Origin of the sequence: Micromonospora sp. NPDC050980, from assembly GCF_040653835.1 — a bacterium.
Classification (GTDB): Bacteria; Actinomycetota; Actinomycetes; order Mycobacteriales; family Micromonosporaceae; genus Micromonospora.
In genome coordinates, this window is the sequence record NZ_JBFAGS010000003.1 from 79,537 (window position 1) to 105,103 (window position 25,567).

At 74.0% G+C, this 25,567-nt stretch carries 26 protein-coding genes and 1 pseudogene; 7 read left to right on the plus strand and 20 right to left on the minus strand.

The genetic code is table 11. The features are described from left to right. Both AB0H28_RS06760 and AB0H28_RS06765 read left to right on the plus strand, forming a co-directional pair. Window positions 1-1,521, plus strand: coding sequence for a YifB family Mg chelatase-like AAA ATPase (locus tag AB0H28_RS06760; protein ID WP_358035318.1), 1,521 nt, complete (start codon window positions 1-3; stop codon window positions 1,519-1,521). Then, a complete protein-coding gene (locus AB0H28_RS06765; RefSeq protein WP_358035321.1) occupies window positions 1,518-2,693 on the plus strand; it encodes a DNA-processing protein DprA in 1,176 nt (391 codons plus the stop codon). Before AB0H28_RS06760 ends, AB0H28_RS06765 begins: the two co-directional genes overlap by 4 nt. Window positions 2,694-2,723: 30 nt before the next feature. On the opposite strand, the gene AB0H28_RS06770 is transcribed toward AB0H28_RS06765, so the two are convergent. Continuing rightward, a complete protein-coding gene (locus tag AB0H28_RS06770; protein WP_358035324.1) occupies window positions 2,724-3,065 on the minus strand; it encodes a hypothetical protein in 342 nt (113 codons plus the stop codon). A 441-nt stretch (window positions 3,066-3,506) separates the two neighbouring features. Here AB0H28_RS06770 and AB0H28_RS06775 point away from each other — a divergent pair, with 441 nt between their 5' ends. Both AB0H28_RS06775 and AB0H28_RS06780 read left to right on the plus strand, forming a co-directional pair. Continuing rightward, window positions 3,507-4,685, plus strand: coding sequence for a tyrosine-type recombinase/integrase (locus tag AB0H28_RS06775; protein ID WP_358035327.1), 1,179 nt, complete (start codon window positions 3,507-3,509; stop codon window positions 4,683-4,685). A 44-nt stretch (window positions 4,686-4,729) separates the two neighbouring features. After that, a complete protein-coding gene (locus AB0H28_RS06780; protein WP_358035330.1) occupies window positions 4,730-5,911 on the plus strand; it encodes an aminotransferase class V-fold PLP-dependent enzyme in 1,182 nt (393 codons plus the stop codon). Between the two features lie 31 nt (window positions 5,912-5,942). Here the strand turns inward: AB0H28_RS06780 and AB0H28_RS06785 are convergent. Then, window positions 5,943-6,569 (minus strand): annotated as a pseudogene (locus AB0H28_RS06785) (peptidoglycan DD-metalloendopeptidase family protein); the annotation flags it as partial. Window positions 6,570-6,699: 130 nt separating this feature from the next. Here AB0H28_RS06785 and AB0H28_RS06790 point away from each other — a divergent pair. Then, the gene (locus AB0H28_RS06790) at window positions 6,700-7,350 is read left to right on the plus strand and encodes a class I SAM-dependent methyltransferase (RefSeq protein ID WP_358035333.1); all 651 of its coding nucleotides are present in this window, start codon (window positions 6,700-6,702) and stop codon (window positions 7,348-7,350) included. After that, window positions 7,347-8,453 (plus strand): sulfite oxidase, encoded by a 1,107-nt coding sequence (locus AB0H28_RS06795; protein ID WP_358035336.1) that lies wholly within the window; start codon window positions 7,347-7,349, stop codon window positions 8,451-8,453. Before AB0H28_RS06790 ends, AB0H28_RS06795 begins: the two co-directional genes overlap by 4 nt. Before the next feature lie 33 nt (window positions 8,454-8,486). Here AB0H28_RS06795 and AB0H28_RS06800 read toward each other — a convergent pair whose 3' ends face one another. The 12 genes from AB0H28_RS06800 to proS all read right to left on the minus strand — a co-directional run bounded on the left by AB0H28_RS06800 (window position 8,487) and on the right by proS (window position 16,782). Beyond that, the gene (locus AB0H28_RS06800) at window positions 8,487-8,810 is read right to left on the minus strand and encodes a DUF2469 domain-containing protein (RefSeq protein ID WP_007075222.1); all 324 of its coding nucleotides are present in this window, start codon (window positions 8,808-8,810) and stop codon (window positions 8,487-8,489) included. After that, complete coding sequence (locus tag AB0H28_RS06805) at window positions 8,807-9,643, minus strand: ribonuclease HII (protein WP_358035338.1); 837 nt, start codon at window positions 9,641-9,643, stop codon at window positions 8,807-8,809. The genes AB0H28_RS06800 and AB0H28_RS06805 overlap by 4 nt, the downstream gene beginning before the upstream one ends. Continuing rightward, a complete protein-coding gene (locus tag AB0H28_RS06810) occupies window positions 9,637-10,104 on the minus strand; it encodes an NUDIX hydrolase (protein WP_358035341.1) in 468 nt (155 codons plus the stop codon). The genes AB0H28_RS06805 and AB0H28_RS06810 overlap by 7 nt, the downstream gene beginning before the upstream one ends. A gap of 54 nt (window positions 10,105-10,158) precedes the next feature. Beyond that, window positions 10,159-10,791 carry a signal peptidase I gene (lepB, locus tag AB0H28_RS06815; protein ID WP_358035344.1) on the minus strand — a complete coding sequence of 211 codons (633 nt, stop codon included), beginning with the start codon at window positions 10,789-10,791 and terminating at the stop codon, window positions 10,159-10,161. Beyond that, on the minus strand, window positions 10,788-11,669 hold the full coding sequence (lepB, locus tag AB0H28_RS06820) for a signal peptidase I (RefSeq protein WP_358035347.1): 882 nt from the start codon (window positions 11,667-11,669) through the stop codon (window positions 10,788-10,790). Before lepB (AB0H28_RS06820) ends, lepB (AB0H28_RS06815) begins: the two co-directional genes overlap by 4 nt. Before the next feature lie 172 nt (window positions 11,670-11,841). Then, entirely contained in the window at window positions 11,842-12,201 is a 360-nt protein-coding gene (rplS, locus tag AB0H28_RS06825; protein WP_181572173.1) for a 50S ribosomal protein L19, read from the minus strand. A gap of 144 nt (window positions 12,202-12,345) precedes the next feature. Further along, the gene (trmD, locus tag AB0H28_RS06830; protein ID WP_358035350.1) at window positions 12,346-13,134 is read right to left on the minus strand and encodes a tRNA (guanosine(37)-N1)-methyltransferase TrmD; all 789 of its coding nucleotides are present in this window, start codon (window positions 13,132-13,134) and stop codon (window positions 12,346-12,348) included. A 10-nt stretch (window positions 13,135-13,144) separates the two neighbouring features. Then, a complete protein-coding gene (rimM, locus tag AB0H28_RS06835; RefSeq protein ID WP_358035352.1) occupies window positions 13,145-13,684 on the minus strand; it encodes a ribosome maturation factor RimM in 540 nt (179 codons plus the stop codon). Beyond that, complete coding sequence (locus AB0H28_RS06840) at window positions 13,684-13,917, minus strand: RNA-binding protein (protein WP_013732101.1); 234 nt, start codon at window positions 13,915-13,917, stop codon at window positions 13,684-13,686. The genes rimM and AB0H28_RS06840 overlap by 1 nt, the downstream gene beginning before the upstream one ends. Window position 13,918: 1 nt before the next feature. Beyond that, window positions 13,919-14,410: a 30S ribosomal protein S16 gene (gene rpsP, locus AB0H28_RS06845; protein ID WP_358035355.1), complete on the minus strand. Its 492-nt coding sequence runs from the start codon at window positions 14,408-14,410 to the stop codon at window positions 13,919-13,921. Window positions 14,411-14,652: 242 nt separating this feature from the next. Continuing rightward, the gene (locus AB0H28_RS06850; RefSeq protein WP_358035357.1) at window positions 14,653-15,300 is read right to left on the minus strand and encodes a DUF402 domain-containing protein; all 648 of its coding nucleotides are present in this window, start codon (window positions 15,298-15,300) and stop codon (window positions 14,653-14,655) included. A gap of 75 nt (window positions 15,301-15,375) precedes the next feature. Further along, window positions 15,376-16,782, minus strand: coding sequence for a proline--tRNA ligase (gene proS, locus AB0H28_RS06855; protein WP_358035359.1), 1,407 nt, complete (start codon window positions 16,780-16,782; stop codon window positions 15,376-15,378). A 92-nt stretch (window positions 16,783-16,874) separates the two neighbouring features. Between proS and AB0H28_RS06860 the strand changes: the two genes are divergently transcribed. Further along, entirely contained in the window at window positions 16,875-17,453 is a 579-nt protein-coding gene (locus tag AB0H28_RS06860) for a TetR family transcriptional regulator (protein ID WP_358035361.1), read from the plus strand. Between the two features lie 80 nt (window positions 17,454-17,533). Here the strand turns inward: AB0H28_RS06860 and AB0H28_RS06865 are convergent, their stop codons facing one another. From AB0H28_RS06865 to AB0H28_RS06890, 6 genes are all read right to left on the minus strand, one after another. Beyond that, window positions 17,534-18,613, minus strand: a complete 1,080-nt coding sequence (locus AB0H28_RS06865) for an amidohydrolase family protein (RefSeq protein WP_358035363.1) — start codon at window positions 18,611-18,613, stop codon at window positions 17,534-17,536. Between the two features lie 18 nt (window positions 18,614-18,631). After that, on the minus strand, window positions 18,632-19,213 hold the full coding sequence (locus tag AB0H28_RS06870) for a Uma2 family endonuclease (RefSeq protein ID WP_358035365.1): 582 nt from the start codon (window positions 19,211-19,213) through the stop codon (window positions 18,632-18,634). A 69-nt stretch (window positions 19,214-19,282) separates the two neighbouring features. Beyond that, window positions 19,283-20,836, minus strand: coding sequence for a signal recognition particle protein (gene ffh, locus AB0H28_RS06875; protein WP_358035368.1), 1,554 nt, complete (start codon window positions 20,834-20,836; stop codon window positions 19,283-19,285). Window positions 20,837-21,317: 481 nt separating this feature from the next. After that, window positions 21,318-23,687, minus strand: a complete 2,370-nt coding sequence (locus tag AB0H28_RS06880) for a [protein-PII] uridylyltransferase (protein ID WP_358035370.1) — start codon at window positions 23,685-23,687, stop codon at window positions 21,318-21,320. 17 nt (window positions 23,688-23,704) lie between these two features. Next, window positions 23,705-24,043 carry a P-II family nitrogen regulator gene (locus AB0H28_RS06885; RefSeq protein ID WP_358035936.1) on the minus strand — a complete coding sequence of 113 codons (339 nt, stop codon included), beginning with the start codon at window positions 24,041-24,043 and terminating at the stop codon, window positions 23,705-23,707. A gap of 25 nt (window positions 24,044-24,068) precedes the next feature. Then, window positions 24,069-25,424, minus strand: a complete 1,356-nt coding sequence (locus tag AB0H28_RS06890; RefSeq protein ID WP_358035373.1) for an ammonium transporter — start codon at window positions 25,422-25,424, stop codon at window positions 24,069-24,071. Window positions 25,425-25,567: the final 143 nt, after the last annotated feature.

Here is a 25,567-nt window from a genome sequence, read left to right on the forward strand (position 1 = left end):
ATGGGTTACGCCAAGGTGCTCAGCGTCGGCCTGGCCGGGGTGGCCGGGCACGTGGTCGAGGTCGAGGCCGACCTCGCCCCCGGCCTGCCCGCCGTGGTCATCTCCGGCCTGCCCGACACCGCGCTGCACGAGGCCCGCGACCGGGTCCGCGCGGCCATCGTCAACTCCGGGCAGAAGTGGCCCAACCGGCGGATCACCCTCAACCTGCTGCCGGCCACCCTGCCGAAGTACGGCTCCGCGTTCGATCTCGCCATCGCCGTGGCCGTGCTCGCCGGCTCCGGTGAACTGCCACCGGTCGCCCTCGACGCCACGGTCGTCCTCGGCGAACTCGGCCTCGACGGCACCGTCCGGCCGGTCCGCGGCACCCTGCCCATGGTGGCCGCCGCCGCCCGGGCCGGATACCCGCGGGTGGTGGTGCCCGCCGGTAACGCCGCCGAGGCCGCGGTCATCCCCGGCGTACGCGTCCGCGCCGTCGACACGCTGCACCGGCTCGTCGCTCACGTCCGCGACGGCGTGCCCCTGCTCGTCCCGTCCGCGCCGGCCCCGGCCGGTGCACCCGCCGGTCCCGACCTCCGCGACGTCGCCGGGCAGCCACTCGGCCGCCGGGCCCTGGAGATCGCCGCCGCCGGCGGCCACCACCTCGCGCTGCTGGGCCCGCCCGGGGCCGGCAAGACGATGCTCGCCGAGCGCCTGCCGTCGATCCTGCCCGAACTGGACGACGAGGCGGCCCTGGAGGTGACCGCGCTGCACTCGATCGCCGGCCTGCTGCCACCCGGCGGCGGCCTGCTGCGCCGTCCCCCGTTCCAGGCGCCGCACCACACCGCGACGGTGCCGGCGCTGGTAGGTGGCGGTTCCGGGCTGGCCCGCCCCGGCGCGGTGTCGCTGGCCCACCGGGGTGTGCTCTTCCTCGACGAGGCACCCGAGTTCGGCAAGGGCGCGCTGGAGGCGTTGCGCCAACCGCTGGAGAGTGGCCGGGTCCGGGTGGCCCGGGCCCGGGGCGCCACCGAATACCCGGCGCGCAGCCAACTGGTGCTGGCCGCCAACCCGTGCCCCTGCGCCAAGCCGTCCGGCGATCTCGACTGCGAGTGCACCCCGCAGGCCCGGCGGCGCTACCTGGGGCGGCTGTCCGGTCCCCTGCTCGACCGGGTCGACGTGCAGGTCGGCCTGATGCCGGTGCGCGCGGCCGAGTTGGTGCAGACCGGCACGCCGCACGAGCCCTCGGCCGCCGTGGCCGCCCGGGTCGTCGAGGCACGCCGCGCCGCCGCCGACCGCTGGGCGGCCACCGGGCACCGGGTGAACGCCGACGTGCCCGGCCCGCACCTGCGCCGGCCGCCGTGGCACCTGCCGGCGGCGGCCACCCGGGAGCTGCGCCGCCGCCTCGACACCGGATCGCTGTCGGCGCGCGGGTACGACCGGGTCCTGCGGCTCTCGTGGACCATCGCGGACCTGGACGGACGGGATCGGCCCGACCACGACGACATCGACGAGGCAATCCAGCTCAGGACGGGAGAGGGCACGTGAACGCCGACGAGAGACTGGCCCGGGTCGCGCTGACCTGGCTCGCCGAGCCGGGCACCCGGTCGGTCCACCAACTGGTCCACCGGCTCGGCCCGGTGGCCACGCTCGACCTGCTCCTGGCCGGGGGCGCACCGGAGCGGACGCTCCGGGCGGCGGTCACCGCCCGCACGGCCGCCGGCGACGCCCGCGCGGTCGCGGCGGATGCGCTGGCACGCGGGGAGCGGCTCGGCGCGCGGCTGGTCGTCCCGGGGGACGACGAGTGGCCGCCGCAGGTCGCCCAGCTCCGCGGTCTGGCGCTGCCCGACGCCACCCGGCGGGTCGACGTGGAGACCGACCCGCCGCTCTGCTTCTGGGTACGCGGCCCCTGGCCGCTCGGCGAGGCACTGGACCGCTCGGTGGCGGTGGTCGGTGCCCGGGCGGCCACCCCGTACGGCTCGCACGTCGCCACCGAGTTGGGCTACGGGCTCGCCGACCGGGAGTGGACTGTGGTGTCCGGCGGGGCGTTCGGCATCGACTCGGCGGCACACCGGGGGGCGTTGACCGCGGGCGGGCGCACGGTCGCGGTGCTGGCCTGCGGGCTGGACCGCCCCTACCCGATGGGCAACGCGGCGCTGTTCGACCGGATCGCGGAGACCGGCCTGCTGGTGAGCGAATGGATGCCGGGCGCGGAGCCGCTGCGTCCCCGGTTCCTCATCCGCAACCGGGTCATCGCGGCCGCGACCAGGGGCACGGTGTTGGTCGAGGCGGCAGCGCGCAGCGGCGCCACCCAGACCCTCAACCGGGCGCTCGGCCTGAAGCGGCCGGCGATGGTGGTGCCCGGTCCGGTGACCTCGGCCATGTCCGTGGGCGGGCACGAGGTGCTCCGCGAGAAGTCCGCCGCCAGGCTGGTCACCGGCGTCGCGCACGTGCTGGAGGAGGTGGGCCGGATCGGGGACGACCTGGCACCGCTCGCGCGGGCCCCGGAGCGACCGCGGGACCGGCTGGACGACGACGCCACCCAGGTGCTGGAGGCGCTGCCCCGTCGCCGACCGATCGGTCTGGAGAGCGTCGCGGCGCGGGCCGGGGTGGACCTGCGTACCGCGATGCGGAAGCTGTCCATGCTGGAGGAGCTGGCCCTGGTGACACGCCGGGACGGCGGCTACGCGCTCGCGCCGGCCGCCACGGCAGACGGGTGAGCGCCGCAGTGCACCGCAGCCCGGGTCGCGTCAGTCGCCCTCGAACCGCAGTTCGACGTCGCGTCCCTCCAGGCAGCGGTGGGCGAGCCGGGCCAGCCGGCGGACCTGCTCGACCTCCTGCGGTGCGCGGGCCACCTCCAGCAGGCATCGCAGCTCGGTGAGCAGGCGCGGCACCTGCCCGGCGTCCACGGTCAGCTCGCCGAGGGGGTCGACGCGGTCCAGCATCGGGGTACGCCCGCCGCCCCGGACCCGGGCGAGCAGGTCCAGCAGCACGTCCTGCCGGTCCGCCACGACCTCGACCGACACGTACGACAGCCGGCGGCGGTCGGCACCGGAGCGCACCCGCCGGTAGAGGACGGCATCCACTCCCACGCCCGGTCCCTCCTCGCACCGGCGTCACCGTCGCGGCGACGCCCCGGCCGGCCGGGGACGGCTCGGCCGTGCACCCGCGCCGACCGTCCCACCGGACGAGTTTCTCCTGTCCAGGGCCGGTTCTGCCACCCCGCCCCGGCGCGCCGGGCGCAGCGGCGGGTGATGGTCGGCCGGCAGCGGGCGCCGGCGTGCCCGCCCGACCGGACCGACTGCCCACCGGTCGCGGCCACGACCCGCGCCGCGGCGGCGGTCAATCTCCGGGTCGGGGCCGTGGAGCTGGACGCCGGGGACGGGACCGACACCGGTCCGGTGGATGCGAGGGCCCGCCGTGGTGGCAGCGGCGGGGCTGTCGTTCCGCCCGTAGGCTGGACGGGTGCTTTCCGACCGCACCCGCCTCGCCCGAATTGTCAACCGCCCCGGCGGCGGGCGCGGAGCCGCCCGATGACCGAGCGGCGGCGCGGCACGCGGGCGGCGCACGAGGAGCTGCCGGACCCGATGCGCGAGGCGGTGGACGCCTTCGCCGATCACCTCTCCCGGGTGCGCAACCGCTCCGCGCACACCGTCCGGGCGTACGTCACCGATCTGGTCTCCCTGCTGGACCACGCGGTGCGGATGGGCGCCGCCGATCTGCCCGAGCTGGATCTCGCGGTGCTGCGTAGCTGGCTGGCGAAGCAGCGGACGACGGGGGCCGCCCGGACGACAATGGCCCGGCGGGCCGCCGCCGCGCGCACGTTCAGCGTCTGGGCGCACCGGGCCGGCCTGCTCCCCACCGACGTCGCCGCGCCGCTGGCCAGCCCACGGGCCCGTCGGGAGCTGCCCACCGTCCTGCGCGCCGACCAGGCCGCCGTGCTGATGGACGCCCCGGCCCGGGCCGGCCGGCAACCGGACGACAGCCGTACGACGGCCGAGCGACGGGCGACGGATGACGACAGGACAACGGACGGCAGTCGGGCGACGGACGGCAGTCGGGCGACGGACGGCAGTCGGGCGACGGACGAACGCCGGAAGACGGATGGCCGCCGGTCGGGCGGACGCACGGCCGGCGACCGAGCCGACCGTGCGACGGCGCGCGACGGCGCGACGGCTTCGGGCACGACCGGCGACGGGCCGCCCGAGGCGGTGCTGTTGCGGGACCGGCTGCTGCTCGAACTGCTCTACGGCACCGGGGTCCGGATCAGCGAGGCGTGCGGGCTGGACGTCGCGGACGTCGACCAGGGCCGCCGGCTGGTGCGCGTGCTGGGCAAGGGCGGGCGGGAGCGCGCGGTGCCGTACGGGGTGCCGGCGCAGCGGGCGCTCGACGCCTGGCTCGACACCGGTCGGCCGGCCCTGGTGGCGCCGGGTTCGGGCCGCGCGTTGCTGCTCGGGGCCCGGGGCGGGCGGCTCAACCCGACCACGGCGCGGCGGATCGTGGCCGCCTGGACCGGGGCGGCAGGGTTGCCCCGGGTGACCCCGCACGGGCTGCGCCACTCGGCCGCCACCCACCTGCTCGAAGGCGGCGCGGACCTGCGCGCCGTGCAGGAGCTGCTCGGGCACTCGTCGCTGGCCAGCACCCAGATCTACACGCACGTCTCGGTGGAACGGCTGCGGGCGGCGTACCGGCAGGCACATCCACGCGCCTGACCGAAGCGGCCAGGCGATGATCCACCGCGGGCTAGGATCGACGGATGACGGTGCCGCAGCCACCCGAGCCGATTTCCGGGGCTCGGCTGCTCTTCTCCCTCGACGCAGCCGTCAGCCACCTCAACCACGGCTCGTTCGGCGCCGTGCCGATCCCCGTGCAGCGCGCCCAGCAGCGCCTGCGCGACGAGATGGAAGCCAACCCGCTGCGGTTCTTCACCCGGGGCCTGGTCGACCGGATCGCCCACGCCCGGCGGCACCTGGCCACCTTCCTCGGCGCCGACCCGGACGGCACCGCCCTGGTCGGCAACGTCACGGCCGGCGCGGCAGTGGTGTTGCAGTCGCTCGCGCTGCGGCCCGGCGACGAGGTGCTGACCACCGACCACGGCTACGGCGCGGTCGCCCTGTCGGTGGCCCGCGAGTGCGAGCGGACCGGCGCGGTGTCCCGCACCGTGGCCGTGCCGTTGGCGGCCACCGACGAGGAGGTGGTCGAGATCGTCCGGGCCGGGCTGCGTCCCGGGCGGACCAAGCTGCTGATCGTCGACCAGCTCACCTCGCCGACCGCCCGACTGTTCCCGGCGGCGGCGCTCGTCGCGGTGGCGCGGGAGCGGGGCGTGCCGGTGCTGGTGGACGCGGCGCACGCGCCGGGCATGCTGCCGGCGTCGGTGGCCTCGGTGGGCGCCGACTTCTGGGTCGGCAACCTGCACAAGTGGGCGTACGCGCCGCGCGGCACCGCCGCGCTGGTGGTGGCGCAGCCGTGGCGGGAGCGGATCCAGCCGCTCGTCGTCTCGTGGGAACAGGGCAGCGGGTTCCCCACCCGGGTCGAGTGGCAGGCGACAGTCGACTACACCGGTTGGCTGGCCGCCCCCGTCGGCCTGTTCACCCTGCGCAGCCTCGGCGTGGACCGGGTCCGCGCGCACAACGCGGCCCTCGCGGCGTACGGGCAACGGGTCGTCGGGGACGCGCTGGGGGTGGCGCCGGAGCGGCTGCCGGCGCCCGGCGGGCCGGCGGTCGCCATGCGGCTCGTGCCGCTGCCGCCCGGTGTCGCGACGACGCTGGACGCCGCCCAGGCGTTGCGGGCCGAGATCGCGGACCGGCTGGCCGCGGAGGTGTCGATCGCCGGCTGGCACGGGCGCGGCTATCTGCGGCTGTGCGGCCAGGTCTACAACACGCCCGAGGAGTACGACCGGCTGGCCGTGCGGCTGCCCACGCTGTTCGCCGGGCGCTGAGTGACCCGCGCGCAGGTTCGGGAGCCGGCGGGTCGAGCGGGAGCAGGCGGACCCGGCCCAGCCCGAGCAGGGCGAGCGGGTCCAGGTAGTCGTCACCGCGGCGCAGCCCCCAGTGCAGGCACGCCGCGGCGGCGCAGCCGGGGTGCCCGGCGAGCAGGTCTCCGATCGGGGCGCCGGCACCGACCCGGTCGCCGGCCGCGCGCCGGGGCCGGACGGGTTCGTAGGTGGTGCGCAGCCCGTCGGCGTGCCCGACGGTGACCACCGGCCGTCCCGCCACCGTGCCGGCGAAGAGGACGGTTCCGGCGCCCGCGGCCCGCACCTCGACGCCCGGCTCGGCCAGCAGGTCCACGCCCCGGTGCCCGGGCAGCCACGGCTGCGCGGGCGGGTCGAACCGCCGGGCCAGCCGGGGCGGGCCGGGCAGCGGCCACCGGAAGCGCGCCGCCGGGCCCGCGACGGGCGGGAGAGCCGCGGGCGATGCCGGGCCGACGGACGACGGCGACGCCCCGGCCGGCACCGGAGCTGCGGACAGCGACGACGCGGGGGCCGGCATCGGACGTGCGGACGCAGACGGTCCGGCCGGTGGCGCGTCGATTTCGGCGGGCAGGCCGGGCACGAGGAGCAAAACCAGCAGCAGGGCCGAGCCGATCGGGGTTCTCATGCCGGGACTCTGCCGGTCGGGGGCGACGTGACGCGCCCGCCCGGGGGCGGCACTGTGGACAACAGCCGGTTGTGGACCACCCTCGAAGTCGGGACGGATCTGCTATGGCCGGGCCGCCTATGCTGGCCGCGTGACGAAGGACTGGCTCGACTGGCACCGCGACTACGACCAGCCCGACTCCGCGCTGTCCCGGCGGCTGGCCGAGGTGCGACGACTGATCGCCGAGGCGCTGGACGCGGCGCCGCCCGGCCCGGTGCGCGCGATCAGCCTCTGCGCCGGTCAGGGACGCGACCTGATCCCCGTGCTCGCCGCCCATCCGCGCGGCGGTGCGGTGACCGCCCGCCTGGTCGAGCTGGATCCGCGTAACACCGAGCTGGCCCGCAGGGCGGTCGCGGCGGCGGGGCTGACCGGCGTCGAGGTGGTGACCGGCGACGCGGCGGTGACCGACCGGTACGCCGACCTGACGCCGGCGGGCCTGGTGCTGGTGTGCGGGGTCTTCGGCAACATCTCCGACGACGACATCCGCTCGACGGTGCGGCACTGCGCGTCGCTCTGCGCCACCGGCGGCACCGTGCTGTGGACCCGGCACCGTCGCCAGCCGGACCTGGTGCCCGCCATCTGCGCCTGGTTCGCCGAGGAGGGCTTCGTCCCGGTCGCGGTGAGCAGCCCGGCCGACGGTGTGGGTGTCGGCGCGCACCGGTTCACCGGGCCGCCCCGACCGCTGGCGGCGGGGGCGCGGATGTTCGAGTTCGTGGGCTACGACGAGTTGGAGCGGCGATGACCACGATGGACGATGTCAGCCGGCCCTCCCGGGTGGCCGGGCCGGACGAGGCGATCAGCGCCGAGGAGCTTCAGCTCGCCGCGCGCAACCACGGCATCCCGCTGGAGGCGCTGCGCTACGACGTGACCCCGGCGGGCCTGCACTACCTGCTCATCCACTACGACATCCCGGACGTCGACGCCGACGCGCACACGCTCACCGTGTCCGGGGCGCTCGCGCGCCCCCTCCGGCTGGACCTGGCGGCGCTGCGGGCGCGGCCCCGGGTCACCCGGCAGGTCACCTTGGAGTGTGCCGGCAACGGCCGGGCGTTGCTGCATCCGCGCCCGGTCAGCCAGCCGTGGCTGGTGGAGGCGGTGGGCAACGCCGAGTGGACGGGCACCCCGCTGGCGCCGCTGCTGCGGGAGGCCGGTGTGGCCGACGACGCGGTGGACGTGGTGTTCACCGGGGCGGACCACGGGGTGGAACGCGGTGTCGAGCAGGACTACCAGCGGGCGCTGCCGGTGGCAGACGCGCTGCGCGCGGAGGTGCTGCTGGCGTACGAGATGAACGGCGCTCCGCTGCTGCCGCAGCACGGCGCCCCGCTGCGGCTGATCGTGCCGGGGTGGTACGGCATGGCGCACGTGAAGTGGCTGCGGGACATCCACGTGACGACGGAGCCGTTCGACGGCTATCAGAACGCGGTGGCCTACCGGCTGCGGCGCGACGCCGGCGACCCGGGGGTGCCGGTGACCCGGATCGAGCCGCGCGCGTTGGTGCGCCCACCCGGTTTCCCGGACTTCATGTCGCGCACCCGGGTGCTGCGGCCCGGTCCATGCACGGTGGATGGTCGGGCCTGGTCCGGCTACGGGCCGGTGACCGCGGTCGAGGTGACCTTCGACGGCGGCGACTCGTGGGTGCCGGCGAGCCTGGACGAGCCCACCGGGGACGGGTGGGGGTGGCGCCGGTGGTCGGTGGCGTGGACGGCGGAGCCGGGGCGGTGGGTGCTGGGAGCCCGGGCGACGGACGCCTCGGGGCGGACCCAACCGGTCGAGCAGCCGTGGAACCGGGGCGGGTTCGCGAACAACCTGGTGCAGCGGGTCGCGGTGGTCGTGCCGACGGAGTGAACCGCCGGCGGCGGGCCGTTCGGCCCGTCGCGGTCAGCCGCCGAAACCGGAATCTGCGGGAAGCGAGATGTCGGGCTTTTCCAGCTCTTCGACATTGACATCCTTGAACGTCATTACTCGGACGTTCTTGACGAAACGGGCTGGACGGTACATGTCCCACACCCAGGCGTCGTGCATCTCGACCTCGAAGTAGACCTCGCCGTCGGAGTTGCGCACGTGCAGGTCGACCTGATTGGCCAGGTAGAAGCGACGCTCGGTCTCCACCACGTAGGAGAACTGGCGGACAATGTCGCGGTACTCCCGGTAGAGCTGCAGCTCCATCTCGGTCTCGTACTTCTCGAGATCTTCCGCGCTCATCGCACTCCGCCTTCCATGACCACATCTTCCCCCACCGACACCGGAGGTCGCGGCTGCTCGCCCAACGCCACGCCGACGGTACCCCGTGACGCGCCGGAGTGCTCCATCGGCTCGTCCGGACGCCCGAAGAGCGCCGTCTCCGCCTGGCGTCCCACCGGCCGCCGGGCCCGGGGCGGCCGGCCGTCCCGCCCGGAGACGGCGGCCACGTTCACGTACGAGAAGCGGTGTTCCCGGCAGGGCCCCAGCTCGCGCAGCGCGGCGCTGTGCTCGGCGGTGATGTAGCCCTTGTGCTCGGCGAAGCCGTAGCCGGGGAACCGCAGGTCCAGGTCCACCATGAGCCGGTCCCGGGTGACCTTGGCGAGCACGCTCGCCGCCGCGACGCAGGCCGCCACCCGGTCGCCCTTCCAGACCGCCAGCCCCGGCACGTCGAGCCCGTCCACGCCGAAGCCGTCGGTCAGCACGTAGTCGGGCCGGGTGGCGAGCGAGGCGAGCGCCCGGCGCATCGCGGCGAGGTTGCACACGTGCAGCCCACGCGCGTCGACCTCCTCGGCCGGGATGACCACCACGGCGTACGCCAGGGCCCGCGCCACCACCTCGTCGTAGACCCGCTCCCGGGCGGCCGGGGTGAGCAGCTTGGAGTCGGCCAACTCGTCGATCTCGCCGCGCCGCCCCTCGGGCAGCACCGCGGCGGCGGCCACCAACGGCCCCGCGCACGCCCCCCGCCCGGCCTCGTCGGCGCCCGCCACCTGACGGAAGCCCCGACGCTGCAGGGCCCGCTCCAGCGCGTAGAGGCCGCCGTCGCGGCGCACCACCGTGCGCGGCGGGGTCAGCACCCGTCGCTCCCGACGAGCGCCCGGCCGAGCCGGGCGGGCAGGTCCGGCGGATAGTAGCGCTCGGCGGTGGCGGCCAACTCATCTACCGCCCACCACCGGTGCCCGAGGACGGTGGCCCGCTCGATCGCGTCGAAGCCGGCGGTGTCGACCTCCCAGCCGGGCACCCGGACCAGGAAGAACTCCTGCTCCTGGCGGTACCGGACGCCGTCGAACGGGAACTCGATCGTCTCCGACCAGACCGGCGTGCCCAGCTCGGCCGGGGCCAGCCGCAGACCGGTCTCCTCGGCCAGCTCACGCGCCGCGCCCTCGGCCGGGGACTCGCCCGGGTCGAGCCCGCCGCCCGGGGTGAACCAGTAGCGGTGCCCCGGCCGGGCCGGATCACTGCCGTGGAACAGCAGCACCCGGTCGGACGCGTCCACCAGCAGCACCCGGGCCGCGCGTCGAGGGGTGTAGACGGTCACCGCACCAGCCTGCCAGACGCCACCGACGGACGACCACGCCGCCCCGGCGACGACTCAGGGATTCGGGATGCCGTCGAACTGCTTCGGCACGGTCAGCCAGGTGGCCCGGTCGAACGGCCAGAAGATGGTGAAGGCCCGGCCGACGACCTCACCCTCCGGAATGGTCGCCTCGTTGATGTCCTCGCCGGACTGCTGCCAGTGCTCCAGCGAGTCACCCGAGGCCTCCCGGTGGTCGCCCATCACCCACAGCCGACCCTCCGGCACGGTGACGTCGAAGTCCTGGTCGGCCGGTTTGTTGCCGGGGAAGATGAACGGCTCGTCGATCGGCTTGCCGTTGATGATCAGCCGTTCCTGGCCGCCGGCCCGGTCGCAGCAGACCACGTGGTCGCCGCCGACGCCGATCACCCGCTTGATGAAGTCCTCGCCGTCGGGGTTCCCGCTCCACTCGATCGGCGCCTTGAAGACGATCACCTCACCGCGGTGCGGCGAGCGGAAGTCGTAGACCAGCTTGTTGACCAGCACCCGATCGTCGATCTTGAGCGTGTTCTCCATCGACGGCGACGGGATGAAGAAGGTCTGCAGCACGAAGGCACGAACCAGCACTGCGACCAGGATCGCCACACCCAGGAGGATGGGCAGCTCCTTCCAGAAGGAGCTGCGCGGCTTTTCGGTCTGCTCGTCAATCACGGGAGGAGCCTACGTCCCCGGGTACGGCGCAGTCGCCCCGAACCCGCGAGAACAGTCAGCGTGGCCGCGACCGGGAGAATCAGGACCACTCCCCCCACCGGATCGGGGTCGACCGGGGCCGGCCGGGCCGGCGCGGCGTCCGGGCGGGGCAGGACCGTGAAGGTCTTCGGTACGGGCAGACTGGTCCACCGCTGCGACGGCCAGACGATCATGAAGGCGCGGCCGATGACGTTGTCGATCGGCACCGGCCCCTGGCACCGGGCGTCCTGCGACACCAACCGGTGGTCGCCCATCACGAAGATCTGCCCCGGCGGCACCACCACCTCGGTGAACTGCCGGGACCGGCACTCCTTCGGGTTGGGCGGCAGCTCGATCGGGGAGTCCTCGGAGACGTACGCCTGCTCCTCCAGCGGGGTGCCGTTGACCACGACCCGACCCTTGTCGCAGCACCAGACCTTGTCGCCGGGCACCCCGATGACGCGCTTGATGAAGTCCTTCTCGCCGGGACGGCTGACCCCGACCAGGTCGCCGAGGGTCCGGCTGACCCGGCCGGCGAGGTTGGTCGGTGGGGCCGGCGCCTCCTGGGCGACCCAACGATCGGTGCCCCGGAACACCACGACCTCGCCGCGGACCGGGTCCCGCATGTCGTAGACGACCTTGTTGACCAGCACCCGGTCGCCGACGAGCAGCGTGTTCTCCATCGACCCGGAGGGGATGAAGAACGCCTGGAGCAGGAACGTGCGGATCAGCACCGCCAGGCAGAACGCCACCACGAGCAGCAACGGCAACTCCTGCCAGAGCGGCATCTGCCGTCGGGACCGCCGAGCGCGTCGGCGCCAGGGATCGGCGGTGCCGTTCTCGTCAAGCATCTGCACCATGCCACTCTCCGGTCCGCGGAAACGACGCTGCCGCCCGGGAGTCTCCTCGCGGAGACCCCACGGGCGGCAGCGGACCGCTTCGGCGCCGTCCGGCTGCGCCCGTACCGACCAGGGTAATGCGATCCGGTCGATACGACATCCGCGCAGCCCCGGCGGCGTGGCGAACGAAGAATCAGTTCGCCGGCTGCTTCTCCCGCAGCTCCTTGATCTTGGCCTTCTTGCCGCGCAGCTCGCGCAGGTAGTAGAGCTTGGCGCGGCGCACGTCACCGCGGGTCACGATCTCGATCCGGTCGATGCCCGGGCTGTTCAGCGGGTAGGTCCGCTCCACACCGACGCCGAAGCTAATCTTGCGGACGGAGAAGGTCTCGCGCAGCCCGTCGCCCTGGCGACGGATCACGACGCCCTGGAAGATCTGGACCCGGGACCGGCTGCCCTCGACGACCCGCGCGTGCACCTTGACGGTGTCACCGGCACGGAAGTCGGGCAGGTCGGAGCGCTTCGACTGGGCGTCAAGGGCGTCCAGGATGTTCATCGCGGTGTCCTCGTGAGGCTCACGGCGCACCGTCAGTCGATGCGCGAACGGGTGATTCTGACCCCCGGGTGGTGGCCGGTCACGCCGGCCCCGGTCGAGGGTCCTCGCGACCAACCCACGGCGTGGGCGGACGCGGCAACCCCTCTACTTTGCCACAGGCTCCGGCGGCGAGGGAAATCCGCCCCCGGCCAACGCCGCCCGGTCGCGCGCGTCCAGGCTCTCCGGGGGCAGCACGCCGACCAGGTCGGGGCGGCGGGACGCCGTGCGCAGCAGCGCCTCGTCGCGCCGCCACCGGGCGATCCGGCCGTGGTCGCCGGAGCGGAGCACATCGGGCACGTCCAACCCGCGCCAGGTCGGCGGCTTGGTGTAGAGCGGGGCCTCCAGCAGGCCGTGCGCGTGCGACTCCTCGTCCAGCGAGCCGGCGTTGCCCAGCACGCCGGGCAGCAGCCGGGTGACCGCCTCCAGGATGACCAGCACGGCCACCTCGCCGCCGAAGAGCACGTAGTCGCCGAGGGAGACCTCGGTGACCCGCATCCGCGACGCCGCGTGGTCGAGCACCCGCTGGTCGATGCCCTCGTACCGGCCGCAGGCGAAGAGCAGGTGCGACTCGGCGGCCAGCTCGTGCGCCATCGCCTGGGTGAACGGGACCCCGGCCGGCGACGGCACCAGCAGTCGCGGCAGGGTGTGCCCGTCCGGGCTCAGCTCGTCGGGGGCCAGCGCGTCCAGCGCCTCGCCCCACGGCTCCGGCCGCATGACCATGCCCGGGCCGCCGCCGTAGGGCGTGTCGTCGACCGTGCGGTGCACGTCGTGGGTCCAGGTCCGCAGATCGTGTACGGCCAGCCGCAGCAGCCCGCCCGCCCGGGCCTTGCCGATCAGCGACAGGTCCAGCGGGGCGAAGTAGTCCGGGAAGATCGACACGATGTCGACGCGCATGCGGTGGCTCCTAGAGGTCGAGCAGACCGCCGGGCGGGTCGACGACGACGCGACCGCCGGCGAGATCCACCTCGGGCACGATCGCCTTGACGAACGGGATGAGCGCGGTGCGCCCCTCGGGACGCCGCACCACCAGCAGGTCGGAGGCGGGAGCGTGGTCGATCCGGTCCACCTCGCCGAGCCGTTCCCCGTCGGGGGTGACCACGGCGAGCCCGACCAACTGGTGGTCGTGGAACTCCTCCGGGTCGGCCGGCGCGTCGACGTCGGCGCTGTCCACGCCGACAAGCGTGTTGCGCAGCGCCTCGGCGACGTCACGACCGGGCACGCCGGAGAACGCGACAAGCAACCGGCCCTGGTGCCAGCGCGCCGACTCCACGGTCAGCTTCGGCGGCACCCGCCAGGCGCCGGGTTCGGTCGGAACCGCCCCCGGCTCGGTGACCAGCACCGAACCGGGGGCGAAACGTGCCTCGGGCTCATCCGTCCGCACCTCCACGGTGACCTCACCGCGGATGCCGTGCGGCTTGCCGATCCGGCCGACGACGAGAAGCATCAGTACGAGTCGACGATGTCGACGCGTACCCCACGCCCGCCGATGGAGCCGATCACCTGGCGCAGCGCCTTGGCGGTCCGGCCGGACCGCCCGATCACCGTGCCGAGATCCTCCGGGTGCACGCGGACCTCGAGCCGCTTGCCCCGACGGGAATCGACCATCCGCACCCGGACGTCGTCCGGGTGGTCGACGATCCCCTTGACCAGGTGCTCCAGGGCGGGACGCAGCGCCATGTCAGGCCTGCTCACCGGACTCGGCGCCGGTCTGCGCCTCGGCCTTCGGCTCCTCCGCCTTCGGCGCCTCGACCTCCGGCTTCGCGGCCTCGGGCTTCGCGGCCTCCGCCTTGGCGGCCTTCTTGGCCGGCTTCGCGGGGGTGTCCGCCACGCCGGCGGCGGCCTTCGCCTCGGCCTCGTAGGCCGCCTTGCGGTCGGCCCGCTCGGCGGCGACCTTCAGCGGCGGCGGGGCGGGCAGGCCCTTGAACTTCTGCCAGTCACCGGTCAGCTCCAGCAGGCGCTGCACGGCCTCGCTCGGCTGGGCGCCGACGGACAGCCAGTACTGGACCCGCTCCGACTTGACCTCGATCACCGAAGGGTCCTCCTTCGGCTGGTACACACCGACGAACTCGATCGCACGACCGTCACGCTTGGTGCGCGAGTCGGCGATGACGATGCGGTACTGCGGGTTGCGGATCTTGCCCATCCGCAGGAGCCGGATCTTTACGGCCACAGTTGTTTCGCTCCTGTTGCGATCTCACCAGCCCGGGCGGGCGGTGTGGCGGGTGAGCGCCGACCGGCACAGTGGGGTTTGGGCCGGAGACTGCTCGGTGAACTGACGACGCGCCCGGGTTAGAGGGCGCCGGACGCGCGTCGGATACCAGCGGTCCATTCTGCCAGATCCGGTCCGGAACAGTCACACCGGACCCGCACCGCGCGCCCCGAACCGTCCGGGACGTGACGGAGGACACCCGCTCAGCGCGCCGGCGGCCGATCCCAACCCGGCGGCAGCCCGTCCGGTACGTCCCATTCCGCCGGTGGGGTGAAGTCCCGCCACGTCCCGTCGAACGGGAACGCGCCCGCCTCGGCGAGCCGGATCACCCGCTCCCCCTCGGCCCGCACCGCCTTGGCGTCGGTAACCCAGTAGTGCTCCGGGAAGGCGAGCCGCTCGACGAACTCGTCCTCGTCCTTCCACTCCCAGGTCAGGTCCGGGTGGACCACCACGTCGAGATCCTGGTCCACGATGTCGACCCCGGCCACTGCGCCGTCGTCCCAGCGCACGCCCGGCTCCTCCAGGTTCACGTACCAGTTCTGGAACCGGCCCCGCTCGTCGCGGAACCACCACACCGAGTGGGCGGCGCCGGCGGGCAGGAACTTCAGCACCGGCGGCCCGTTCCACGTGCCGCGCGCCAGCGCGTACGCGGAAGTGATCCACTCGGTGAACGGCACCGCGCGCATGCCCAGCCCGGCGGCGGTCACCTCGTGCGCCACCGGCGCGTCCCGCGCCACCCAGAGCAGCAGCCCGCGCTCGTCGTCGCAGACGACGCGGGCCGAGCGGACCCAGCCGATCCGCCCGTGCCGCACGTTGCGGTGCAGGACCAGCCGGCCGGGTTCGAACCGCACGCTCACCATCCTTCACGTGTTAAGAGGGGGCCCCGCCTCTACCGGATGCGTTAACCGGGGGCCCCTCCTTGCACCTCAGTAGGCGCGGGCGAGGACGGCCACGAGGTCGGGCTCGTCCTCGGTGTCCGGCACCGCGCCGTCGGCGCGCAGCAGGCAGCGGACCGTGACGCCCTGACCGTTCGCCTCGGCCTCGCCCTCGACGCCGACCGCCGACCACGGCACCATGGCCCAGCCGGTGGCGGACGCCTCGATCGCCTCGGCCAGCGTCGACACCTCGACGGTGCGGGACCGGCGGAACTCCAGCGCCTGGTCGTGCAGCGCCCGCTGGTCGGCGTCCAGCGCGGCCAGCACCGCGCCGACCACGTCGGCCACCGGCGTCGGGGCCTTCGAGCCGTCCGTACGCCGGACCACCACCGCGTTGCCGGCGGCCAGGTCACGGGGGCCGACCTCGACGCGGACCGGGTAGCCGCGCAGCTCGGCGTCGACCGCGCGGCGGCCGAACGCGGTGTCGGTCCGGTCGTCCAGCGCCACCCGCACCCCGGCGTCACGCAGCGCGTCATGAAGCTTTCGTGCCGCTTCCCCGACGCCCTCGCCGTCCTTGACGATCATCACGTACGCCTGCACCGGCGCCAGCTTCGGCGGCACCCGCAGCCCGTTGTCGTCGCCGTGGCACATGATCAGACCGCCGAGCATCCGGGTCGAGGTGCCCCAGGAGGTGGTCCAGGCGTGCTCCCGGCCGCCCTCGGCCGAGGAGTAGCTGATGTCGAACGCCTTGGCGAAGTTCTGGCCCAGCTCGTGGCTGGTGCCCAGCTGGAGCGCCTTGCCGTCGCCCATCATGCCCTCGCACGTGTAGGTGGCGGTGGCGCCGGCGAAGCGCTCCCGGGCGGTCTTCAGGCCGACCACCACCGGGATGCCCAGCACGTTGACCATCAGATCCTCGTACGCCTCGTGCAGGATCCGCCGGGCGTAGCCGCGGGCGTCGTCGCGGGTGGCGTGCGCGGTGTGCCCCTCCTGCCAGAGGAACTCGCTGGTGCGCAGGAAGATCCGCGGGCGCAGCTCCCAGCGGACCACGTTCGCCCACTGGTTGAGCAGCAGCGGCAGGTCCCGGTAGGAGTCGATCCACTTGGCCATGAACTCGCCGATCACCGTCTCGCTGGTGGGGCGCACCACCACCGGCTCGGCGAGCTGCTTGCCGCCGCCGTGGGTGACCACCGCCAGTTCCGGCGAGAAGCCCTCGACGTGCTCGGCCTCGCGCTTGAGGTAGCTCTCCGGGATGAACAGCGGGAAGTACGCGTTCTCCGCGCCGGCCGCCTTGATCCGGGCGTCCATCTCGGCCTGCATCCGCTCCCAGATGGCGTAGCCGGCCGGTCGGATGACCATGGTGCCCCGAACCGGGCCGTTGTCGGCCAGCTTCGCCTTGGCGATCAGGTCCTGGTACCAGCGGGGAAAGTCCTCCGCACGGGGAGTGAGCACGCGTGCCATGACCGCACATCCTATGCGTCGCGCGCGCCGCCGTTGCGCCGGGGAGCCGGCCCGCGCCGTGTCGCCCCGGTCGGCCGTAGACTTCGACGGCGATGGGTGAGGCACGGGACGCGATAGTCGAGGCCGCCCGGGCGCAGACCGTGGCGGATGGCTGGGACGGCGTCCGGATGGGCGCGGTGGCCGAGGCAGCCGGGGTGAGCCGGCAGACGGTCTACAACGAGTTCGGCACCAAGGCGGGCCTGGCCGAGGCGCTGGCCCGGCACGAGGTGGACCGGTTCGTCGGCGCGGTCCGGTCCGCGCTGGACGCCCACGGCGCCGACGTGCGCGCGGCGGCGTACGCGGCGATCCGCCGCACGCTCGCCTCGGCCGCCGACAACCCGCTGGTCAAGGCGATCCTGACCAGCGCGCGGGGCGGCTCGGACGAGCTGCTGCCCTACCTGACCACGCGCGCCGACCTGGTGCTCACCGAGTCGACAGCCGTGCTGCTGGAGTGGGCGGGGCGGCACCTGCCCGACGCCGACCCGGCGGCGTTGGCCTTCGCGGCGGACAGCACCGTCCGGCTGGTGGTCAGCCACATCGTGCTGCCCGGCGCCCCGGTCGACGAGACCGCCGCCAAGCTGGCCGACCTGTCCGTGCACCTCTTCCTCACCGCCGCCCCCGCTGAGCCCTGATTCACGGAAAGAGTGGCCATCCGGCGCGGAACAGGCGCACTTTCCGTGAATCAGCGCGCTCGGACGACGGCGCGGGGCGGTCAGCGGAGGGGGTGGCCGCGGAGGATGATGCGGGACGGGGTGCGTACGACGCGCAGGTCGCGGCGCGGGTCCTCGGGGTAGACCACCAGGTCGGCGAGGCCGCCCTCGACCAGGCCGGGGAAGCCGAGCCACTCCCGGGCCCGCCAGGAGGCGGCGGCGAGCACGTCCTCGGCGGCCATGCCGGCCTGCTCGTGCAGCAGCAGCATCTCCTCGGCCGCGAGCCCGTGGTCGATGCCGCCGCCCGCGTCGGTGCCGACGTAGATCGGCACGCCCGCCTCGTGGGCGGCGCGGACCACCTCGGGGAAACGGTCGCGCAGGGCGAGCATGTGGTCGGCGTACCCGGGGAACTTCGCTCGGGCCTGCTCCGCGATGTGGCCGAAGGTCCGAATATTGATCATGGTGGGGACCAGCGCGGTGCCCTGCCGGGCCATCAGGTCGATCAGGTCGAGGCTCAACCCGGTGCCGTGCTCCACCGAGTCCACCCCGGCCCGCACCATGATCTCCACCGCCGACTCGGAGAACGTGTGCACCGCGGCGCGTACCCCGGCGGCGTGCGCGGCGGTGACCGCCGCGGTCATGGTGTCGGCGTCCCAGGCCGGCGTCAGGTCACCCACGCCCCGGTCGATCCAGTCGCCGACCAGCTTGACCCAGCCGTTGCCGGCGGCGGCCTGCGCGGCCACCGTCGCGGCGACCTCCGCCGCACCGACCTCCACGCCGATGTCGCGCAGGTAGCGCTTCGGCGGCGCGACGTGCCGGCCCGCGCGGGCCAGTCGCGGCAGGTCCGGCTCGTCCTCCAACTCGGGGTACGGGTACGGCGACCCGGCGTCCCGGATCGCCAGCACGCCGGCGTCCCGGTCGATCCGGGCCAACTCCCGGGCCTGGTCGAGCGAGGTGATCGGGGCGCCGCCGCGGGCGATGCCGATGTGGCAGTGCGCGTCGGTCAGGCCGGGCAGCACGAAACCGCCGTCGGCGACCGTCTCGGCGCCCGGCACCGGTTCGAAGGTGACCCGGTCGCCGACCAGCCACACGTCCCGGACCTCGTCGTCGGGGAGGAACACACCGCGCACATGCAGAGCCATGTGCACAGTCCTACCCGATCACCCGTCCTCGCCGGCCAGCAGGTCGTTGCGACGCGCGGTCAGGGCCGGCAGGTCGACCGAAACCTTCCACGGCCGCTCCGTGACGAACAGGTCCTCGGTGTGAGTCACCTGCTCGTACTCGCGGGTGCCGCCGCCCAGCGTGTACTCGGTGAGCGCGATCCGCTCGTGCTGCGGGTCCACCACCCAGTAGGAGGCGACGCCGGCGCGGGCGTAGACCCTCGCCTTGTCGTAGAGGTCGCGGAAGTGCGACGTCGGCGAGACGACCTCGACGGCGAGCAGCGCGTCCTCGATCGGGACCGGCGACCGGCCGGCGTGCTTGCGCCGGATCACCACCACGTCCGGGCGCGGCTCGTTGCGGCGGTCGACCCGCATGGACAGGTCGATGCTCACCAGGAACTCCGGCGGGCAGTTGGTGCGCAGGGCGAGCAGCAGCTCGACACAGATTTCCTGGTGCATGGCGGTGGGCGACGGCACGATCAACCTTCCGTTGATCAGTTCGTACGGAAGGTCCTTGGGCAGGTCGCCCAGGTCGTCGACCGTCCACTCGTGCCGCTCCGGCAGGATCGGGGCCGCGGTCATTGACATCTCCTTCCAGGGGGCGACATCACCCTAGGAGAGGATAAGGTCGCCCACCGTCACCGACACACGTCAGCGCGGGCCCTTGTCGCCGCCCTTGCCGAGCTTGTTGAAGTCGATCTTCGGCAGCTTGAAGCCGGGCGGCAGGCCCTGGCCGCCGGCCAGGTCGCCCGGGTCCAGGCCCGGCGGGAGCTGCGGCATGCCGCCGGGGAAGCCGCCCGCCGCGCCGGCCCCGGTGCGCGGCCGGTTGCCACCCTTGGTGCCCTTGCGCTTGTTCTTCGGCGACTTGGTCGCCTTGCGCCGGCCGCCGCCGGGCAGGCCCATCATGCCGCCCATCTGCTTCATCATCTTCTGCGCGTCGGCGAAGCGGTTGAGCAGTTGGTTGACGTCCATCACGGTGACGCCGGAGCCGCTGGCGATGCGGGCCCGCCGAGAGCCGTTGATGATCTTCGGGGTGGTGCGCTCGGCCGGGGTCATCGACCTGATGATCGCGGTGACCCGGTCGAAGTGCTTGTCGTCCAGCTCGGCGATCTGGTCCTTCATCTGCCCCATGCCGGGCATCATCGCCAGCACGTTGGCGATCGGCCCCATCCGCCGGACCGCGATGAGCTGATCGAGGAAGTCCTCAAGCGTGAAGGTCTCCCCACCCATCAGCTTGGCGGTCATCTTCTCCTTCTGATCCGAGTCGAAGGCCGCCTCGGCCTGCTCGATCAGGGTGAGGACGTCGCCCATGCCGAGGATCCGGCTGGCCATCCGGTCGGGGTGGAAGACATCGAAGTCCTCCAGCTTCTCGCCGGTGGAGGCGAACAGGATCGGCTGGCCGGTGACCTCCCGGACCGACAGCGCCGCGCCACCGCGCGCGTCGCCGTCGAGCTTGGAGAGGACCACGCCGGTGATGCCGACGCCGTCGCGGAACGCCTCGGCGGTGCGGACCGCGTCCTGACCGACCATCGCGTCGATGACGAAGACGACCTCGTCGGGCTGGACCGCGTCGCGGATGTCCGCGGCCTGCTGCATCATCTCGGCGTCGATGCCGAGGCGGCCGGCGGTGTCCACGATGACGATGTCGCGGGCGGCCCGATTGGCGTGCTCGATCGAGTCGCGGGCCACCTGCACCGGGTCGCCGACGCCGTTACCGGGCGCCGGGGCGTACACCTCGACGCCGGCCCGGCCACCGAGCACCTGGAGCTGCCCGACGGCGTTGGGGCGCTGGAGGTCGGCGGCGACCAGCAGCGGCTGGTGCCCCTGGCCCTTGAGCCAGCGGGCCAGCTTGCCGGCGAGGGTGGTCTTGCCGGAGCCCTGGAGGCCGGCCAACATGATCACCGTGGGCGGGTTCTTGGCGAACTGGAGCCGCCGGCTCTCGCCGCCGAGGACGTTCACCAGCTCCTCGTTGACGATCTTGACGATCTGCTGCGCCGGGTTGAGCGCCTGGGAGACCTCGGCCCCGCGGGCCCGCTCCTTGACGTTGGCGATGAAGCCCTTGACCACCGGCAGGGCGACGTCGGCCTCCAGCAGCGCCATCCGGATCTCGCGCGCGGTGGCGTCGATGTCGGCGTCGGTGAGCCGACCCTTGCCGCGGAGCTTGGTGAAGATCCCGGACAGGCGGTCACTCAAGGTGTCAAACACGCGAACATCCCGTTTGTCGTGGTCGGCGGGCACGGCGGCCGGGCCGGCTGTCCAGCCCACCGTTAGGGTAGCCCGCCGTCCGCAGCCCCGCTCCGACCCGGCCGGAGCCTCAGGAGACGACCAGGCCCGACTGGTACGCGAAGACCGCCGCCCGGGCCGGCCGGGCGGCGAACTCCCGGACCATCCGGCCCCACCACACGCAGGGTGGGCAGCGGCCAGCGCCGGCGCGCCGCCACCGCGAGCGCCGCCACCACGACCGGCGGGTAGGCGGCGCCCGCGATCCACGTCCGCCCCCGTCCCGGCTCAGCCGATGTCCCCCTGCGGCCCGCACCGGCAGGTTCGTCTACCCGAGCATCCCGCCGCCGGCCGCCCGCCGCGTCGTCCCGGCGGCGGTTCCCCGGCTACGTCGGCGGACGTAGCCGCGGGTGAATGTCAAGCGGGGCCCGTTCCTCTACCGGAGGCGTTAACAAGGGGCCCCTCCTTACACCGCGGCGAGGAGGGCGGCCTCGACGCGGGCGCGTTGCTCGTCGGAGGGCCAGCCGCCGGTCAGGTAGAACGCGTCGACCACGTCGCCGCCGAGGGTGGAGATCCGGGCGGCGCGCACCTGGGCGCCGGCCTCGTCGAGCGCGCACGTGACCCGGTAGAGCAGCCCGGCCGCGTCGGCGGCCCGCAGCTCCAGCAGCACCGCGTCGGTGGCCGCCTCCCGGTGCCAGACGACGCGCGGTGCGGCGCCCCGGCTCCGGGCGGCGAGGGCCCGGCCGCGCAGGCGCTGGATGACCGAGACGTCACCGGCGACCGCGCGGCGCAGGTCCGCGCTCAGCGCGATCGGGTCCGGGGCGAGCCCGTAGCGCGGCTGCACCCGGCACTCGACCAGAGCCCGGCCGTCGACCGTGGCGGCGTCCGCGGAGATCACCTCCAGCCGGTGCAGGGCCAGGCAACCGGCCACCGTGGCGAGCAGCCCCCGCCGGTCGGCGGCGGCCACCGCCACCCGGTCCTCCCCCAGGTGTACGACCGGGAGCGGCCCGGCGACCAGCGCCGGGTCGGGGGCCGGCGGGGCGGGCACCACGCCGGTGTCCAGCGTGGTGCGCACCCGGGCGACCAGTTCGGCGATCAGCCGGCCCTTCCAGCCGGACCAGGCGGCCGGTCCGGTCGCGGCGGCGTCGGCCCGCACGAGGCCGTGCAGCAGCTCCAGGGTGCCGGTGTCGCCGACCCGCTCGGCGACACCGGCGATGGTCTTCGGGTCGGACAGGTCCCGCCGGGTGGCCACGTCGGGCAGCAGCAGGTGCAGCCGGACCAGCGTGCCGATCAGCGCCACCTCGGCCGGGGGCAGCCCGATCCGGGTGGCGACCGCCTCGGCCAGCGGCGCGCCCACCGTGGAGTGGTCCCCGGGCAAGCCCTTGCCGATGTCGTGCAGGAACGCGCCGAGCAGCAGCAGGTCCGGTCGGTCCACCTCGCGGGTGTGCCGGCTGGCCTCGTACGCGGTCTGCACCAGGTGCCGGTCGAGGGTGAACCGGTGCACCGGGTTGTGCTGGGGCAGGCTGCGCAGCCGGGTCCACTCGGGCAGCCAGCGGTCGATCAGCCCGTACCGGTCGCAGGTCTCCCAGGCCGGCACCAGGCCGGGGCCGGCGCCGAGCAGGGTGGTCAGCGCGGCGCGGGCGGCCGGCGGCCAGGGTGCGGGCAGCGGTGGGCAGTAGGCGGCCAGCCACTCGCAGGTGGCTCGGGCGATGGGCAGCCGGGTGGTGGCCGCCGCCGCCGCGATGCGCAATGACAGGCTCGGGTCGGGGCGGGCCCCGATCGCGGTGCGGGCGAGCACCAGCTCGCCGTCCTGCTCGACGACGTCGCGGGCGACCGGGCGGCGCAGCGGCCGGCCGGGCGCGGCGCGGTGCCGGCCGGAGCGGAGCCGGTCGGCGGCCCGCCAGGCGTCGTCGAGGGCGTGGCTGACGGTCCGCGCGTCGCCGGCCACCAGCCGCAGCAGCGCGTCCCCCTCGGTCGCCGGCACGGGCGGCGGGGCGGCGTCGCCCCGGACGGCCGCGTCGGCGGAGACCGCACCGCCGTCGGTCGTGGCGGCGTCGGGCCCGGCGAGCTGGGGCTGTCGCAGCCCGAGCAGGGCGGCCACGCCGTCGCGCTCCTGGGCGAGCAGGCGGTCGACCCGGCGGCCGACCTGCTGGTGCAGGGCGTCGCGGGTGTCCAGCAGGCGTCGGTGCGCGGCGTGCACGGCCGGGCGGAGCGCGTCGGTGACGCCCGCGGTGGCGATGGCGCGCAGGATGCCGACGTCGCGCAGGCCGCCGGCGGCCTCCTTGAGGTCGCCCTCCAGCAGGAAGGCCAGCTCGCCGTGGGCCTCCCAGCGGGCCGTGGTGATCTCGCGCAGGCCGGGGAGCTGGCGGATCGCGGTGCGCCGCCAGTGGTCGGTGGCGGTGCGGGCGAGCTGCTCGGTCAGGGCCGGGTCGCCGGCCACGTGCCGCGCGTCGAGCAGGCCGAGGGCGACCTTGACGTCGTCCTGGGCCACCGACAGCGCCTCGGCGACGGTGCGCACCGAGTGGTCCAGCCGCAGCCCGGCGTCCCAGATCGGATACCAGAGCGAGGCGGCCAGCTCGTCGACGCCGGTCACGCCGGCGTGCAGCAGCACCAGGTCGAGGTCGCCGTAGGGGGCGCACTGGCGGCGGCCCAGCCCGCCCACGGCGACCAGCGCGACCCCGGGCCGCGCCGGGAGGAGCCGGCGCAGCCAGGCGTCGAGCGCGTCGGCGCGGGCGGACCGGGCCGCCGCGCCGATGCCCGCGGGTACGCCGACGACCTCGTTGACCACGGGCACGCCGGACCCGGTGGGGCCGGTGGCCGTGGTCAACGAGGTCACGTCGGCGGCTTCCGTCGTCAGAGGGCGTCGAGCCCGCGCTCGCCGGTGCGGACCCGGACGACCTCCTCGACGCCGGTCACCCAGACCTTGCCGTCGCCGATCTTGCCGGTCCGGGCGGCGCCGACGACCGCGTCCACGATCTTGTCGACGTCGATCTCGTCGGTGAGCACCTCGACCCGGATCTTGGGCAGGAACTCCACCGTGTACTCGGCACCCCGGTAGACCTCGGTGTGCCCCTTCTGCCGCCCGTACCCCTGGACCTCGCTGACGGTCAGCCCGGCCACGCCGAGCGCGTGCAGGGCCTCCTTCACCGCGTCCAGCTGGTACGGCTTGATGACCGCGGTCACCAGCTTCATGTCCAACCCCTCCATCCCAGGAACGTTAACCGGCGACCTTCTCGCTGACCGGCGCGGACTCGTCCGCGCCGTCGGCGGACTCCGGGCTCGGCTTGCCGCCGCCGATCCCGGCCATGGCGAACGCGCCGCCGCCGCTGCCCGTGGTGGGCGACAGGTCGTAGGCGCTCTCCGCGTGCTCGGCGACGTCGATGCCGTCGACCTCGGCCTCGGCCGAGACCCGGAAGCCGATCGTCTTGTCGATCACGAACCCGAGGGCGTAGGCGATCACGAAGGAGTAGACCGTCACGATCAACGCCCCCAACGCCTGCTTGCCGAGCAGCGTGGCATCGCCGCCGACCAACAGGCCGTCGGTGGTCACCAGCTCGCTCACCGAGGCGGTGCCGAACAGACCGATCCAGAGACAGCCGATCCAGCCGCCGACGAAGTGCACGCCGACCACGTCGAGCGAGTCGTCGTAGCCGAGCCGGTACTTCAGGCCCACCGCGACGGCGCAGACCGCGCCGGCCACCAGACCCAGCAGCACCGAGGCGGCGGGGGTGATGAACGCGCACGCCGGCGTGATCGCCACCAGACCGGCGACGGCGCCGGACGAGGCGCCCACGAGCGTCGGCTTGCCGTCTCGCATCCACTCCACCACGATCCAGCCGAGGAGCGCGCCGGCGGTGGCGACCTGGGTGTTGACGAAGGCCAGCGCGGTGACCCCGTCGGCGGTCAGCTCCGAGCCGGCGTTGAAGCCGAACCAGCCGAACCAGAGCAGGCCGGCGCCGAGGGCGACCAGCGGGACGTTGTGCGGCTTCATGCTCTCCCGTGGCCAGCCGACCCGCCGGCCGAGCACCAACACCAGCGCCAGCGCGGCCGCACCGGCGTTGATGTGCACCGCGGTCCCGCCGGCGAAGTCCAGCGCGCCGATGTCGCCGCCGATCAGGCCGCCGCCCCAGACCATGTGGGCGACCGGGAAGTAGACCAGGGTGGCCCAGCCGAAGGCGAACAGCAGCCAGCCGGCGAACTTCGTCCGGTCGGACAGCGCCCCGCTGATCAGGGCCACGGTGATGACGGCGAACATCATCTGGAAGGTGATGAAGACGTAGAGCGGGATACCGGTCTCGCCCCAGAGGTCGCTCTCGCCGACGAACGTCTTGGTGCCCAGGTACTGGCCCAGGTCACCCCAGAACTTGCCGCCCTCGCCGAAGGCGACGGTGAAGCCGTAGAACAACCACAGGATGCTGATGAGCCCGATGGACGAGAAGCTCATCATCATCATGTTCAGCATGCCCTTGGAACGGTTCAGCCCACCGTAGAACAGGGCCAGACCGGGCGTCATGAGCAGCACGAGCGCAGTAGAAACAAGCAGCCAGGCAGTGTTCCCGGTATCGATCTCCACGCTGCCTCCTCTCGGTGTCGAATTCCTCCCTCCGACTGATTCCTGGCAGCATCGCCCGTCAGCCGGTTGCGCGGAAGCTTTGTCGGCCGCTGTTTCCTGCACCGACACCGCTCGATTTCCGACACGTGACGGGTTGTTTCCGG